This is a genomic window from Parafrankia irregularis, assembly GCF_001536285.1.
GTDB lineage: Bacteria > Actinomycetota > Actinomycetes > Frankiales > Frankiaceae > Parafrankia > Parafrankia irregularis.
Genome location: NZ_FAOZ01000008.1, coordinates 9,829 through 24,365 on the forward strand (window position 1 = coordinate 9,829; position 14,537 = coordinate 24,365).

10 protein-coding genes, 1 tRNA gene and 1 pseudogene are annotated in these 14,537 nt (G+C 70.5%); 9 read left to right on the top strand and 3 right to left on the bottom strand.

The window, feature by feature from the left end:
* Positions 1–980 precede the first annotated feature (980 nt).
* Positions 981–1,562 (top strand): hypothetical protein, encoded by a 582-nt coding sequence (locus AWX74_RS14880; RefSeq protein ID WP_091276966.1) that lies wholly within the window; start codon positions 981–983, stop codon positions 1,560–1,562.
* Between the two features lie 1,856 nt (positions 1,563–3,418).
* Here AWX74_RS14880 and AWX74_RS40740 read toward each other — a convergent pair.
* Positions 3,419–3,682 carry a hypothetical protein gene (locus AWX74_RS40740; RefSeq protein WP_207550332.1) on the bottom strand — a complete coding sequence of 88 codons (264 nt, stop codon included), beginning with the start codon at positions 3,680–3,682 and terminating at the stop codon, positions 3,419–3,421.
* Between the two features lie 21 nt (positions 3,683–3,703).
* Between AWX74_RS40740 and AWX74_RS42520 the strand changes: the two are divergent.
* Positions 3,704–4,627 (top strand): annotated as a pseudogene (locus AWX74_RS42520) (recombinase family protein); the annotation flags it as partial.
* 381 nt (positions 4,628–5,008) lie between these two features.
* Here the strand turns inward: AWX74_RS42520 and AWX74_RS40750 are convergent.
* On the bottom strand, positions 5,009–5,179 hold the full coding sequence (locus AWX74_RS40750; RefSeq protein ID WP_207550333.1) for a hypothetical protein: 171 nt from the start codon (positions 5,177–5,179) through the stop codon (positions 5,009–5,011).
* 20 nt (positions 5,180–5,199) lie between these two features.
* Positions 5,200–5,271: transfer RNA gene (locus tag AWX74_RS14890), tRNA-Arg, on the bottom strand.
* 73 nt (positions 5,272–5,344) lie between these two features.
* On the opposite strand from AWX74_RS14890, the gene AWX74_RS14895 reads away from it, so the two are divergent.
* From AWX74_RS14895 to rpmE, 7 genes are all read left to right on the top strand, one after another.
* Positions 5,345–5,731, top strand: coding sequence for a response regulator transcription factor (locus AWX74_RS14895; RefSeq protein ID WP_006539829.1), 387 nt, complete (start codon positions 5,345–5,347; stop codon positions 5,729–5,731).
* Between the two features lie 222 nt (positions 5,732–5,953).
* Positions 5,954–7,654: an arginine--tRNA ligase gene (gene argS / locus AWX74_RS14900; RefSeq protein WP_091276969.1), complete on the top strand. Its 1,701-nt coding sequence runs from the start codon at positions 5,954–5,956 to the stop codon at positions 7,652–7,654.
* Positions 7,655–7,659: 5 nt separating this feature from the next.
* Positions 7,660–8,973 (top strand): homoserine dehydrogenase, encoded by a 1,314-nt coding sequence (locus AWX74_RS14905; RefSeq protein ID WP_347280159.1) that lies wholly within the window; start codon positions 7,660–7,662, stop codon positions 8,971–8,973.
* Positions 8,970–10,094 carry a threonine synthase gene (gene thrC / locus AWX74_RS14910; RefSeq protein WP_091276973.1) on the top strand — a complete coding sequence of 375 codons (1,125 nt, stop codon included), beginning with the start codon at positions 8,970–8,972 and terminating at the stop codon, positions 10,092–10,094. Before AWX74_RS14905 ends, thrC begins: the two co-directional genes overlap by 4 nt.
* Before the next feature lie 59 nt (positions 10,095–10,153).
* Positions 10,154–11,119, top strand: a complete 966-nt coding sequence (gene thrB, locus AWX74_RS14915; protein ID WP_207550334.1) for a homoserine kinase — start codon at positions 10,154–10,156, stop codon at positions 11,117–11,119.
* A 510-nt stretch (positions 11,120–11,629) separates the two neighbouring features.
* Positions 11,630–13,969: a transcription termination factor Rho gene (rho, locus tag AWX74_RS14925; RefSeq protein ID WP_091276980.1), complete on the top strand. Its 2,340-nt coding sequence runs from the start codon at positions 11,630–11,632 to the stop codon at positions 13,967–13,969.
* A 271-nt stretch (positions 13,970–14,240) separates the two neighbouring features.
* Positions 14,241–14,477: a 50S ribosomal protein L31 gene (gene rpmE, locus AWX74_RS14930; protein ID WP_006544700.1), complete on the top strand. Its 237-nt coding sequence runs from the start codon at positions 14,241–14,243 to the stop codon at positions 14,475–14,477.
* Positions 14,478–14,537 lie beyond the last annotated feature (60 nt).

Consider the following 14,537-nt stretch of genomic DNA (forward strand, 5'->3'; position numbering starts at 1 on the left):
CCTCGGTGGCCTCGGTGGCCTCGGTGGCCTCGGTGGCCTCGGTGGCCTCGGTGGCCAGCTCTCGCCGGTCGCGCCTGTAGCACCGGTTCTGCCGGTCCTCGCTGGTAGTGCTTGGCCTTGTTCGTGTAGCTCGCCGTTCCTGCCTCTTGCGTCGGCTCCGCCGGTTATACCGATCCCAACGGCCCGCACCGGTCCCACGGGGTTCTACGGGCCCACCTCGGTCGTGTCGAGTCCCGCGGCGCCGTGCCCGTCCCCGCGGTCTCCGGCCTGCCCGCTGGCCTGTCCGCCTGTGGTGCCAGGTCGGTCTCGCCGCCCCGCATTGGTCCTGTCTCGACTCTGGGGCTGACTGCCGGCGCCGATACCGGTTCCGCGTCCGCCGGTCCTGTCGTCCGCGCTGTTCTCGCCGGTTCCAGCCAGCCAGCTCATCCGCTCACCTACCCGCTCGCCCTCATACCCGCCTGGCCGCCCATTCCGCCGGATTCGTCGAACGGCGATGCGCTGGCGCCGTGCGGGTTCCCGCTGGCCGCGCGCGATGTCCCGAACGGCCGGCTCTGCCGGTCCGCGCTGGCCTCGCCGGCAGCGATCCGCCGGTTCCGCCTCGCAGACCCTGCGGATCTGTCGGCTCTGAGCGGTTCCTTTCGTGCCGGGCAGGCCGGTCCCGATGGCCCTGGTCAGGTTCCGTCCGGTTGACGGGCGGAGTTCGGTCGGATGGCCGACCCGACCCGACCCGACCCGGACCCGGCCCGGTCGGGTCCGGGTCCGGACTCGGACTTTGAGCGTGGGCAGGTTCGTGCTCTCGCGGACGGTCGGGATGATCCAGGCGCTGTTCATGGATAGACGGGCGATCGCCGGGCCGGGCTGGCCGATGGGCGCGCCTCAGGGAGTCGAGGACCGGTCAGGACTCTGAACGTGCCGGAGTCCCTGGCCTGCCTTTTGGCCTCTTCGAGGTCGCGGCGGCTGTTCCTGCGGATGGTGGCACCATGACCGCCATGCGTCTGGGCACCGCCGATCATCTCGGCTGGGCTGTGGCTGTCACGGCGACGGCGGACCATCAGGTCGTGGACCGTCGGCGGATCGAGCTGATCGAACCAGGCATGCCGGTGGCGCCGATCCACCATGCTGGCGGTCCTCACCAGCTCCACCGGCCGGGGGAGCCGCTGCGCGACACGGAACTCGCGGCCCTGGTGGCCGAGGTCCGCGCCTCAGCGGTCCGGGCCGCTTCGGCGGCCTTGGAGGAGCTGGCCGCAGCGGTGCCCGCACCGATCATCTCGCTCTCGCTGTGGACTTGGCCGGCCGGCTTCCCGGCCGACATCGCCGTGCAGCGACGCGTCCCGTACGAGAGCCGGGCCGACCCCATCATGTACCGGCAGGTGCTGGCAGACGTGGCGCGGAACCGCGGCTGGGCGATCCATCTCTACGACCCGAGAACTGTCGAGGCTGAAGCGATCCGCCTCCTGGGCGAGCGCGCGGACGAGGTGCTGCGCAGACCGCGGACGACGCTGGGGCCGCCCTGGGCGAAGGATCATCGGGTCGCCCTCGCGGCCACGATCGTGGCCGCGTGATCTCACCACTGGTGTGAGGTCCGTTCAGCTTCTGGGGGTGTCAGCAGAGCTTGCTGCGGAGGGACGCTGGCGGTGTGCCCAGCGCTTTCCTGTGCATGCTGGCGAAGCACAGCGTTGCAGGTCAGAGACCCAGTTGTGATCGGGTCCTGCCGCTGGCGTACCGCTGCGGGCCGGACGGGTGGGGGGCGGCTGCACGGGTCGGCTGTGCGCGGCCGACTGCCCAGCGATCTTGCTGGGCAGGATGCGGTAGATCGTGCTGGCTTTCCGCTGGGCACGGTGTGGTGCGCTAGATCCGCCCGAATCCCTAGGCATCGGAAAGGGCGGCCCCATGTCCGCGAAACGATCTCTATTGTGTGAGCGCACAGCTGACGCCAGGCAGCGCGGGCCGCGTTGGCAACTTCCCGGGGCTGCTCCCGCCGGCCGTTCCCAGCATCCCTGCCCTGGGGCGGCGCACCCGTCCCGATCGTCACGCGGGCAGGCCACGCGAGGCTTGATCCGGCTGCCGGCTTGGGTCGATGGTCGCTCATGGCGCGACGCGGTGATCTTCGCCGGTCGCTCGCCGAGGGCCGGAGCTGCCTGCGACAGCGACGGGCGCCTGTGATCTTCGCGATGGACGCTGTCGCGTCGTTCAGCGATCACCACCCGACTGGACTAGTTAATGGCACCATTTTTCCCTGTGAACGCACGTCGGACCATATTTTGATCTCTAATCCTGGTGGTCCGGTGGGTGGGCCCCATTCCTACTAGTCGGGGAGTGTGGGCGGTGCTTTCTGGCGGTCCTCCGGGCCAATTTTCTTCCGTCATCCATCGAACAACTCTTCAACAACTCTGGAGATCGACTGTCCGAAGTTGGCCTGAAAACCGGATTCATATATAGCGGCGTTTCGCGCCGCACGGAAGGAGGCCCGCCTCGTGACCGACCAGGCCCACACGAACGCCGACCGTCCCGGCTCCCGCCGCCCGCTGCGCGCGGTATCCCCTGCAGCACAGCAGCCAGATGGGCCGCAGCTCGCGCCAGCGCCCTCGGGGCCGCCGACGGTTCCCGCTGACCCGCCTCGCCCTGACGCGGCGGCGGGGGAGGAGTCCGGGTCCGGACCCGGTCCTATTCCTGGTCCTTCCTCGGACTCATCTGCGGGTGGGAATCCGCATCCAGCTCAGGCGGTGCTGTGTCCGCGGTCAATTCCCGGATCGGAGTATTTTCCGTGCTTCGCGGGTTCCCTTCCGGCCCGTCCGGGTGTTACTGTTTCTGTCAATGAGCCGGATACTGCCCCGTGCCCTGCTGGGAGCGGCTGCCCGATCCTGGCCTCCTCTGCCTCTGTCTGGTCCTTTCCTTCGGCGCCTGGAGGCTCTATGACGGCTGCCCGTCCCACCGGTCCCATCGACAACCCGGATGACAGCGGCGGGCCCCAGATCTCCCGGGCCGCCACCCGCCCCACGGCAAGCGAACAGGTCGCGCCGCCGGGGGGCACTTCAGCTGCGGAACCTCGCGGGCCGGTGGAGGCGCCGCCGGATGCGGAGGACACGGGGCGCCTCGCGCTTCCGCCTCCGACGAGGCCGGACGGTGGGAAGGGGCGGCCGGGTAGGCGGTGGGTGTTCCACGGAGAAGCCCAGACGATCAGTGGCCCGGAAGCCGAATGGACATGGGCCAACTTGGCGGCCGTCACCCGCGATCTTCTGGTCTGGTCTGCCGGGGAACGGGCCGCTGATGGCGACACATCGGATGAGGAGGCAGCGTGATCGATCCTGGTCGTCCTTCCCGCGCGGCCGGGCCAGGCCGCCTGGGACCCGGGGCGGCGGATCCGGCGAACCCGGCACTGTCGGACCTGGCGGTATCCCCGTTCGCCATGCCGCTGTCGCTACTGCACGACGAGGTCCGGGTCGCGTTCGCCGGGCGGACCTCCACCGAGGAGCAGCAGGACCCCCGTCAGTCGCTCATCCGTCAGCTCGACCGGGCCAAGTCGGCGCTGCCCGCGTCGTGGGTGATCGTCGCGCACTACTACGACGTCGAGTCCGGCCGCAAGGAACTGCACGACCGTGGCCACGGAGCTGACGTATCCCGGTTCGACATCCCGATCCCTCGGGACGGCGGCATCGACGATCTTCTTGCCGAGGCCCCCCATCCGAACCGGCGGTTCGACGTGGTGATCTGCGAGTCGATGTCGCGAATTGCCCGGCGGATGTTCGAGACACTGTCCATCGAACGTCAGCTCGAACGGGCCGGGGTTCCGCTGTTCGCCTGGAACGAGCCGATCAAGGTCGACGGGCCGCGGGCGTCGCAGATCCTGCAACGGAGGATCAACCAGTCCGTCGCCGAGTACGAGGTGTGGAACACCCTGGAGAGCTCCTGGGGTGGGCTGTGCACCCACGTCCGGGACGGTTGGAACATCGGCAAGCCGCCATATGGCTACCGGGCCAAGAGCTTCCGGCACCCGAACTCGGCCAAGGCCGACCGGGGAGCCACGAAGACCCGGCTCGAACCCGACGGGGCGCGCGGAGAGACCGTGACGCAGATCGCGCACTGGCGCTACTACCGCAAGCTCGGCTATGGAGCGATCGCCGAGCAGCTCAACACAGACCTGGAGCGCTACCCGCCACCCGAGCCGGTCGGCGGGGCCCACCAGGCCCGGGGCGCCTGGTCCAAGTCCACGGTGTCCGACCTGCTCCGTAACCCCAAGTACACCGGCTATCAGGTGTTCAACCGGCGGGCAAGCCGTTCTCGGCATGGAGCGGTCAACGGGCCGGAGAAGTGGGTCTGGTCAGCCCAACCCGTGCACGAGCCACTGATCCCCAAGTGGATGTTCGACGAGTTCAACGCCCAGCGGCAGAGCCGGCGGGGCTCTCGTCAGGGAAACGCCCTCAACACCCATCCCGCCACCCTGCGTACCTATGTCTTTCGGGGGATGGTGATCTGCACATGTGGGCGGCGTATGGCCGGCAACCTCCGCCGGCCCGGCGACCCCGTGTACTACATCTGCTGGCCGAAGGCGAACAACCGGGGGCGTGAGGACAAGCTCTCCGAACATCCCAAGACGGTCCGCATACGCGAGGATGTGCTCCTCGGTGCCATTACGGATTTTTACGCCGAACGGGTGTTCGGGCGCAGCCGTGTGGCGCTGCTGACCGCTGACCTCGCGACCTACGACGATCGAGCGGCCCAGGAACGGGCTGCCGCTAGAAGCAGGCTCCAACGGAAGATCGATGATCTTGGTCGTAGGCAGGGCAACATCCTGCGTCAGGCGCAGGACGGTGATCCCGCCGATCCGTTCACGCAGGGGCTAAGGCGTAACTACAACGACCTCGATGCCGAACGAACCGCCGCAGTCGCTCAGATCGAAGATCTTGATGTAGCTGACGAGGCTGAACCGGACCGGCCTGGGCCCGACAGCTTGCGACTCCTCGACGCGCTTCCGACGCTTCAGGTCAAGCTTGGTCAGGCGCCCGAGGAGCTACAGCGACGTCTCTATGAGATCACGCAGCTCACCGTCCATGTCGACCACGAGAGTCAAGAGGTCCTGATGATGATCAGAATTCCAGAGGTCAACCTTGATCAGGTAGCCGGTCTGGCGGGGGTCGTCGCCGACGGCGCTGCCCCACGTGCAGCGATCCCGCGATCTCATCGCCGCGTGGATGCTGTACGTGCCCCCGGCAGGATTCGAACCTGCGCACCCGCCTCCGGAGGGCGGTGCTCTATCCCCTGAGCTACGGGGGCTCCAGGGCAACGAGGCATACCGTACCAGGTGGGATCGGCAGACTGTGCAACCCGGTGCCCGTAAGCTTCGCCCGTGTACTTCAGCGCCCCCCGCGTGCTCGTCGTGGACGACGACGCCGTGATCCGTCAGCTCGTGGTCGTCAACCTCGAACTGGAAGGTTTCGAGGTGCACACCGCTGTCGACGGTGCTGACTGCCTCGAGCGGGTCCATGAGATCGCGCCGCAAGTGATCACGCTGGACATCATGATGCCGCGGGTGAACGGCTGGGACGTCGCCGCGCGGCTGCGTGACGACCCGGCGACGGCCGGCATCAAGGTGATCATGCTTACCGCGCGTGCGCAGGAGGCCGACGTCAAACGCGGTGCGCGCCTCGGCGTGGACTACTACCTGACGAAGCCGTTCGACCCCGATCTGCTGATCGGAGTGGTCAGCCGCCTCGCGGCGGGCCAGCCGGTCTGAGGTCCGGCTCCGGTAGCGGGGGTCGGCGCGGATGCCGGCGGCGCGGCGGGGGCTGGTGCCGGCGTGTCCTTCCGTGACCTTCCTGAAGACGCCACCGACTGCGCGCGGAAGGTATCCAGCGGGCGCTGCCTGGGGCGATGCCGAACGGGGCGCGGCACCCTTCGCCGCCCGGTCCGTACGCGCGGCGACCGGATTGGGCGGGCGCGCCGATAGCATCGCGACATGACCCCCGCCGAGCTGGCCGACTCCATCGTCGCGGCCGTTCGTGATGCCGTCGCAGGCGGAGAGCTTGATGTGCCCGTGCCCACCACGGTCACGATCGAGCGCCCGCGGCAACCAGAGCACGGTGACTACGCGTCGCCGGTCGCCATGCAGCTGGCGAAGGCGGCCCGCCGCCCGCCCCGGCAGGTGGCCGAGCTTCTCGCGGCGCGCCTGCGAACGAACCCGGGCGTGGCGGAGGTCGAGGTGGCCGGGCCCGGCTTCCTGAACATCCGGCTCGCCGGCGCCGCCCTCGGCGGGATCGCGCAGGCCGTCGTCCGTGGCGGTGCGGCCTACGGCCGTGCGACCACGCCTCGGGGCCTGCGGGTGAACCTGGAGTTCGTCAGTGCGAACCCCACCGGTCCGGTGACGCTGGCGTCCACACGCTGGGCGTCGGTCGGTGACGCGCTGGCCCGGGTGCTGGCGGCGGCCGGCTACGAGGTCGGCACCGAGTACTACGTGAACGACGCCGGAGTGCAGGTCGAGCGGTTCGGGGCGTCGATCCTGGCCGCGCTGCGCGGCGAGCCCGCGCCCGAGAACGGGTACCACGGCGCCTATGTCGCCGAGATCGCCACGCGGGTCGTGGCGGCGAACCCCGGCCTGGAGCAGCTCGTCGCCGGGTCCGGTGGCCAGGTGGCGGATGAGAAGGCGCTCGCGGTCTGCGCTCGCGACGGCGTCGAGATGATGCTCGCGGAAATCCGTTCGACGCTGGCCGGCTTCGGGGTCGAGTTCGATCTGTGGAAGTCGGAGCGGAGCCTGCACGAGGCCGGCGAGCTGACCGCGGCCATCGAGGAGCTCCGGGCGAAGGGGCACGTCTTCGACGCGGACGGCGCGGTCTGGCTGCGCACCACCGACTTCGGCGACGACAAGGACCGCGCCCTGGTCAAGAGCGACGGGCACCCGACCTACTTCTGCGCCGACGCGGCCTACTACCGGGACAAGCGCCGCCGTGGGTTCGACCGGCTCTGCTACCTGCTGGGCGCTGACCACCACGGTTACATCGGGCGGCTGCGCGCGATCGCGGCGTGCTTCGGTGACGATCCCGAGCAGACACTGGATGTGATCATTGGCCAGCTGGTGACCCTGTCGCGGGGCGGGGTGGCCGTGAAGATGTCCAAGCGTGCCGGCACGTTCCTGACACTGCACGACCTGGTGGATGCGGTCGGCGTCGACGCGGCGCGGTACTCGTTGGTCCGGGCGTCGATGGATTCGTCGCTCGACCTCGACCTCGACGTGATCGCGCGGCAGACCAACGACAACCCGGTCTTCTATGTCCAGTACGCACATGCCCGGATCAGCTCGCTGATCCGCAATGCGGCCGCGCTGGGCCTGGCGACCTCCGCCGATCCGGCGTTCGACGTCGAGGCGGTCGACGTGTCGCTGCTCACCCATCAGCGGGAGGTGGAGCTTCTCGGGGCGCTGGGTGAGCTGCCGCGGGTGATCGAGTCGGCGGCCGCCCTGCGGGCGCCGCACCGCATCGCCCGGTATCTGGAGGAGCTGGCCGGGACGTACCACCGCTTCTACGACTCCTGCCGCGTGCTGCCCCAGGGCGACGAGGAGGCGACGGCGCTGACGGCCGCCCGGCTGTTGCTGGTCGAGGCGACCCGGGTCGTCCTCGCGAACGGGCTGCATCTGCTCGGCGTCGGCGCGCCGGAACGGATGTGAGGCGAATGACGATCGACGGGGGGCGTCCGCGCCCGATGAGAATCGCGATGCTCGGCTGCGGCGTCGTCGGCACCGAGGTGGTGCGTCTGCTGCGCACGCATGCCGACGACCTGGCCGCCAGGGTCGGCGCTCCGCTGGAGATCGCCGGAATCGCTGTCCGTGACCCCGACCGGGTCCGCGGGATCGCGGTCGACCGGGCGTTGCTCACCACCGATCCCGGCGCGCTGGTCGCCCGGGATGACATCGACATCGTGATCGAGGTCGTCGGCGGCATCGAGCCCGCACGCAGCTGGCTGCTCGCCGCGCTGCAGTCCGGGAAATCCGTGGTCAGCGCGAACAAGGCGCTGCTCGCGACGCACGGTTCGCTGCTGCACGACGCGGCGGCCGCCGCGGGTGTCGACCTGTACTACGAGGCCGCGGTGGCGGGCGCGATCCCGCTGCTGCGGCCACTGCGCGAAAGCCTCGCGGGGGACCGGATCCGCCGTGTCCTCGGCATCGTCAACGGCACGACGAACTACATCCTCACCCGGATGGACGAGACCGGTGCCTCCTTCGACGACGCGCTGGCCGAGGCCGGCGCGCTCGGGTATGCGGAGGCTGATCCGTCCGCGGACATCGACGGCTTCGACGCCGCCGCCAAGGCGGCGATCATCGCGCAGCTCGCGTTCCACACCCGGGTAACCATCGACGATGTCTACCGGGAGGGCATCCGCGGGGTGACCGCCGCCGACATCGCCAGCGCCCGTGAGCTCGGCTGCACGGTGAAGGCCCTCGTGATCGCCGAGCGCGCCGGCGACCGGCCGGGCATCAGCCTGCGGGTCCACCCGGCGATGATTCCCCGTTCGCATCCACTCGCCGGTGTGCGCGAGGCGTTCAACGCGGTCTTCGTCGAGGCCGAGGCCGCCGGGCAGCTCATGTTCTACGGCCGCGGGGCGGGCGGCGCGCCGACCGCCTCGGCGGTCCTCGGTGACGTGGTCGCGGTCGCCCGCAACCGCATCGCGGGCCGACAGGGTCCGGGGGAGTCCGCGTACGCGGCGCTGCCGGTCCTGCCGATGGGGCCGACGGTCACCAGCTACCACCTGCAGCTCGACGTCACGGACAAGGCGGGTGTGCTGGCGTCGGTGGCCGGTGCGTTCGCCCGGCACGATGTCTCCATCAGAAGTGTTCGTCAGGACGGCCGTGGCGACGACGCCAGCCTCGTCCTGGTCACCCATCCGGCCGCGGACGCGGCGCTGTCCGCGACCGTCGAGGACCTACGTGTCCTCGACGGGGTACGGGCAGTGTCAGGCGTGGTACGGGTCGAGGGAGTTGAGTCATGACCACGATGTCGTCGATGCCGGTTTCGAGTGCGTCGAGCTCCGCTGAGGTCTCCGGGCAGCTGCCGCGGGCCTGGCGCGGGATCATCGAGGAGTATCGGGACCGGCTGCCGGTCACGCCGGAGACTCCGGTCATCACCCTGCGGGAAGGCGGCACGCCGCTCCTGCACGCGGATCACCTGTCGCAACTTACCGGGTGTGATGTTCATCTCAAAGTCGAAGGGGCCAACCCGACGGGCTCCTTCAAGGACCGGGGCATGACGGTCGCGATCAGCCGTGCGGTGGGGGAAGGCTCCCAGGTCGTCATCTGCGCTTCCACGGGTAACACCTCGGCCTCGGCTGCGGCCTACGCGGCCCGGGCCGGGCTCACCTGCGCGGTACTCGTGCCCAGTGGCAAGATCGCGCTCGGCAAGCTGGCTCAGGCACTGGTCCACGGGGCGCGCCTGCTGCAGGTCAGCGGCTCGTTCGACGACTGCCTGCGCGTCGCCCGCGAGCTGGCCGACACCTTCCCCGTGACCCTGGTCAACTCGGTCAATCCACACCGCCTCGAAGGCCAGAAGACGGCGGCCTTCGAAATCGTGGAGGCGCTCGGCCAGGCGCCGGACGTGCACTGCCTCCCGGTCGGGAACGCGGGGAACATCACGGCCTACTGGCGTGGCTACGTGGAGGAGGACACCCGGGTCGGCAGCGGCCGCCCGCGCATGTTCGGCTTCCAGGCCGCCGGTGCGGCGCCCATCGTGCGCGGTGAGGTCGTGACCGCGCCGCAGACCATCGCCACCGCGATCCGCATCGGCAATCCTGCGTCCTGGGATTTCGCGACCGATGCCCGCGACGCCTCCGGTGGCCTCATCGACGCGGTCAACGACCGCCAGATCCTCGCTGCCTACCGGCTCCTCGCGCGCCGTGAGGGCGTCTTCGTCGAGCCCTCCAGCGCCGCCAGCGTCGCCGGGCTGCTGGCAGCCCACGCCGACGGTCGGTTGGACGCCGGTCAGCGCGTGGTCTGCACGGTCACCGGCAACGGTCTCAAGGACCCCGACTGGGCCATCAGCGGAGCCGCGAAGCCCGAGACCATCCCGCCGACCGTCGCCGGGGCCGCGCAGGCCCTTGGCCTGCGCAACCTGTGACAGCCGTCGGTGGTCGGGCCGCCGCAGCCCACGAAACCACCCACGCCTCCGGCGTCGCGGTGAGCACGTCCGTGGAGGCGGCGGAGCAAGCTGGTGAGCCGGCGGCAGGCGGGGTCCGGCTGCGGGTACCGGCGTCCAGCGCGAACCTCGGGCCGGGCTTCGACGCCCTCGGGATCGCCCTCGGCCTGTACGACGAGGTGTCCGTCCACCCGACGCGATCTGGTCTCACCATTGACGCGGTCGGCCCGGACGTTGTGCCCGCCACCGAGGATCACCTTGTGGTCCGGGCTGTCCGGGCCACCTTCGACGAGATCGGCTGGGCTCAGCCCGGCCTGGCGCTGCGCTGCGTGAACCGGATACCGCACGGCCGCGGGCTGGGCTCGTCGGCCGCGGCGATCGTGGCGGGAGTAGCGGCGGCCGACACCCTTGCGGGCTCCCCGCTCGGCCCGGCCGGCCGGCTTCGGTTGGCGACCGCGATCGAAGGCCATCCGGACAACGTCGCGGCCGCGCTGCTCGGTGGTCTTACCGTGGCCTGGTTCGAGGCGGGTGTTCCGCAGGCGCTGCGGGTCGAACCGGCCGGTGAGGTACGACCCGTCCTTTTCGTCCCATCCCGCCGGCAGTCGACCGAACAGGCGCGGGGTGTGCTGCCCGAGCAGGTGTCGCACTCCGACGCGGCGGTGAACCTCGGGCGGGCCACTCTGTTGGCTCTCGCGCTCAGCGGCGCGGAACCCGCCGTGGCCGTGGGCGCCGAGCGTTCCAGGCTCCTGCTCGCCGCGACCGAGGACCGCCTGCACCAGCCCTACCGGCTGCCCCTGCTTCCCGCGTCGGCGGACCTGGTGCGGCGGCTGCGCGCGGAGGGAATCCCGGCGGCGCTGTCCGGGTCGGGGCCCTCCGTTGTCGCGCTCGCCGTCGGCGGAGGTCAGGCCGCGGCCGCGATCGGCGTGGCCGCGCCCGGGTTCTCGGTGATCCCGCTGACTCTCGACGCCGAGGGCGTACAGGTGGAGACCGTCGACTCCCAGGAGTAGTGAGCTAACTCCTGCTGGTGTACAAATGGCGGCACCTGACCGGTTTGGGTGCCAGGAAGGGGCTCCGGGTAGTCATCGAGAGTCCCTCGTGACGTCATCGAGAGATCCAGAGGTCTCTAGGTTGTTGCCGAGGTGTCTCCGTCTGGATAGTCTGATGACTGCACCCGCTGCCGCCGCGGCGCGTGCTCGCCCCCGCCAGCCTGATCTGGTCCTTCGTGGTGACCAAGCTGTGGTGGAGCCTCACCTCAGCGATCGGTCGCACACGGTGGCTGGTCCTGGTCAGGGATCCCGGTGCTTCAAGCCTCGTCGCCGTTGCCTCGGCTGGCGTACCGGCACCTGTCGGCGGGAAATCGGGTTCGCTCGCGGCTGTCGGCCGTCAGGGCCTTTGAGGGCGCGTTGCTCGCCGTTCAAATGGTGCTGCATCTCCACACATCCGGCATGCGCGCAGGCGAAGAAAGTTCACACGCTACGCCCGGCCTGAGAGGCCGGTTCCTTCCAGGAAGGAAAACCTTGAGCGACACCACCGACGTGCTGCCCGACAGCGCACGTGAGTCTGCGGCGCCTGCCTCGCCCGTCGACAGTCCCGCTGCGGCCGGCACGACGACCGTGGACTCGGCCGACCCGATCGGCTCGAACGGCAACCACGCCGCTTCGGCCGGATCGGCCACGGCTCCCCGGCGCCGGAGGTCCGGCACCGGCCTGTCCGCGATGCTTCTGCCTGAGCTGCAGGCCATGGCCTCGCAGATGGGCATCCCCGGAGTCGGTCGACTCCGCAAGGGCCAGCTGATTGCAGCCATACAGAACGTTCAGAGTGGAGACGCGGCGACCCGACCGGTGCCCAGATCCTCAGCGGCGCCGACGGCGGCCGCAGATTCCGTAGCCTCCGCCACCGCTGACCAGGCCGTGTCGGAAAAGCCCGCCTCCGCGGGTGCCACCGTCACCGCAGCCTCGCCGGCCGAGGAGAAGGCCGCCACCGCGCCGACGCAGGGCAGCGCGCCCAGCGCGGCGGCGCCGGCTGGCACCGAGGCGCCGTCCGCGCCCCCGGCCCGGGCACGTGGCCGGCGTGGTGCCTCCCGCGGGGTGACAAGTCCTGCTGGTGAGCAGCAGACGTTGCCGTCCGCGCCGCCGGCCGCCGGCGAGCCCGCCGAGGAGGCTGTCCGCCCCCAGGCCGCCGCCGAGGCCCCGACCGCGACCGCGCCGGTGGCCGCTGCGCCGCGTGCCGCGGCCGGCGGCTCCGAGACGACCCCCACCCGCAGCCGTGACGACCGCCGGGAGCGCTCCGGCGACCGTGACCGGGCGGACCGTTCCGCTGACCGGGATCGTTCCGCTGACCGGGATCGCTCCGGCGACCGCGACCGGTCTGGCGACCGGGACCGTTCGGGCGACCGGGCGGACCGCTCCGGCAACGACCGTCAGGGCCGTTCGCAGCCCGCGGGCGACCGGGACCGCGCGGGTGACCGTGACCGGACCGGCGACCGTGACCGCGGCGGGGACCGTGACCGCGGCGGCGACCGTGACCGTGGCGGCGCGGACCGGACGCGCTCCGGTGACCGGGCCCCCGCCGGGGACCGCTCCTCCGTGCCGGGCGACGGCGCGGGCCAGGGCGACGACGAGTTCGGCAGCCGGCGCCGCGGCCGATTCCGCGAGCGTGGCCGCAACCGTGGGCGCGGTGGCCAGGGCGGCCCGGCCGAGACCGAGCCGACGGTGCGCGAGGACGACGTCCTCGTGCCGGTCGCGGGCATCCTCGATGTGCTCGACAACTACGCGTTCATCCGGACAAGCGGGTACCTGACCGGCCCGACGGACGTGTACGTCAGCCTCGCCCAGGTTCGGCGCAACGGCCTGCGCCGCGGCGACGCCATCACCGGCGTCGTGCGCGCGCCGCAGGAGGGCGAGCAGCGCCGGGACAAGTACAACGCGCTGGTCCGGCTCGACACGATCAACGGCATGGAGCCGGACGAGGCGCGCGGCCGGCCGGAGTTCCACAAGCTCACCCCGCTGTACCCGCAGGAGCGGCTGCGGCTGGAGACCGAGCCGCACATGCTGACCACCCGGGTCATCGACCTGGTGATGCCGATCGGCAAGGGCCAGCGGGCGCTGATCGTCAGCCCGCCGAAGGCCGGCAAGACGATGGTCCTGCAGGCGATCGCGAACGCGATCACCACGAACAACCCCGAATGCCACCTCATGGTCGTGCTCGTCGACGAGCGTCCCGAGGAGGTCACCGACATGCAGCGGTCGGTGAAGGGTGAGGTCATCGCCTCGACCTTCGACCGCCCGCCGGCCGACCACACCAACGTGGCCGAGCTGTCCATCGAGCGGGCCAAGCGGCTCGTCGAGCTGGGGCATGACGTCGTCGTCCTGCTGGACTCGATCACCCGGCTCGGCCGTGCCTACAACCTGGCGGCGCCGGCGTCCGGGCGGATCCTGTCCGGTGGTGTCGACTCGACGGCGCTGTACCCGCCGAAGCGGTTCCTCGGCGCGGCGCGCAACATCGAGAACGGCGGCTCGCTGACGATCATCGCCACCGCGCTGGTCGAGACCGGGTCGACGATGGACACGGTCATCTTCGAGGAGTTCAAGGGCACCGGCAACGCCGAGCTCAAGCTCGACCGCAAGATCGCCGACAAGCGGACCTTCCCGGCGGTGGACGTCGACGCCTCCGGAACCCGTAAGGAGGAGATCCTGCTGGCGCCCGAGGAGCTTGTGATCATGCACAAGCTGCGGCGCGTCCTGCACACCCGGGAGCCGCAGCAGGCGCTCGACCTGCTGCTCGACCGGCTCAAGCAGAGCAGGACGAACTACGAGTTCCTGATGCAGATCGCGAAGACCGCGCCGCCGCAGGACTGAGCCTGTTCCGTCGCCGGAAGGGCTCACCGGCCGGCACTGGGCTGGCACTGACCGGCGCGACAACGCCTCCGACGGGCCCCGGGAACATCGAGGCTCGCCGGAGGCGTTGTCGAGTGCTGCTGGCCGGGTCCGGTCGGACGGGTCTGGCAGACTGGGAACACCAGCGACACATCAGCGTTACTCCGATCAGCAGCGTTACTGGAACAGCGGCTCCGGTTCACGCCCTCCGCGCCCGCGGCGGCGACCCGGCGGCCACATCGGAAGAGGGACCATGAAGGCTGACATTCACCCGACGTACCACGAGACGGTCGTGACCTGCACCTGCGGGAGCACGTTCACCACGCGCTCGACCAAGGACAACGCCGCGATCAGCGCCGAGGTCTGCTCGCAGTGCCACCCGTTCTACACGGGCAAGCAGAAGATCATGGACGTCGGTGGTCGTGTGGAGAAGTTCGAGCGTCGCTTCGGTCGGCGCCGGCCAGGCGACAAGGCCGGCGGCGCGAAGTAGGCCGTCCACGGCGCCCGTTCCGGACCCCCGGGCGGGCGCCGTTCGCGTCCTGGCGGCTGC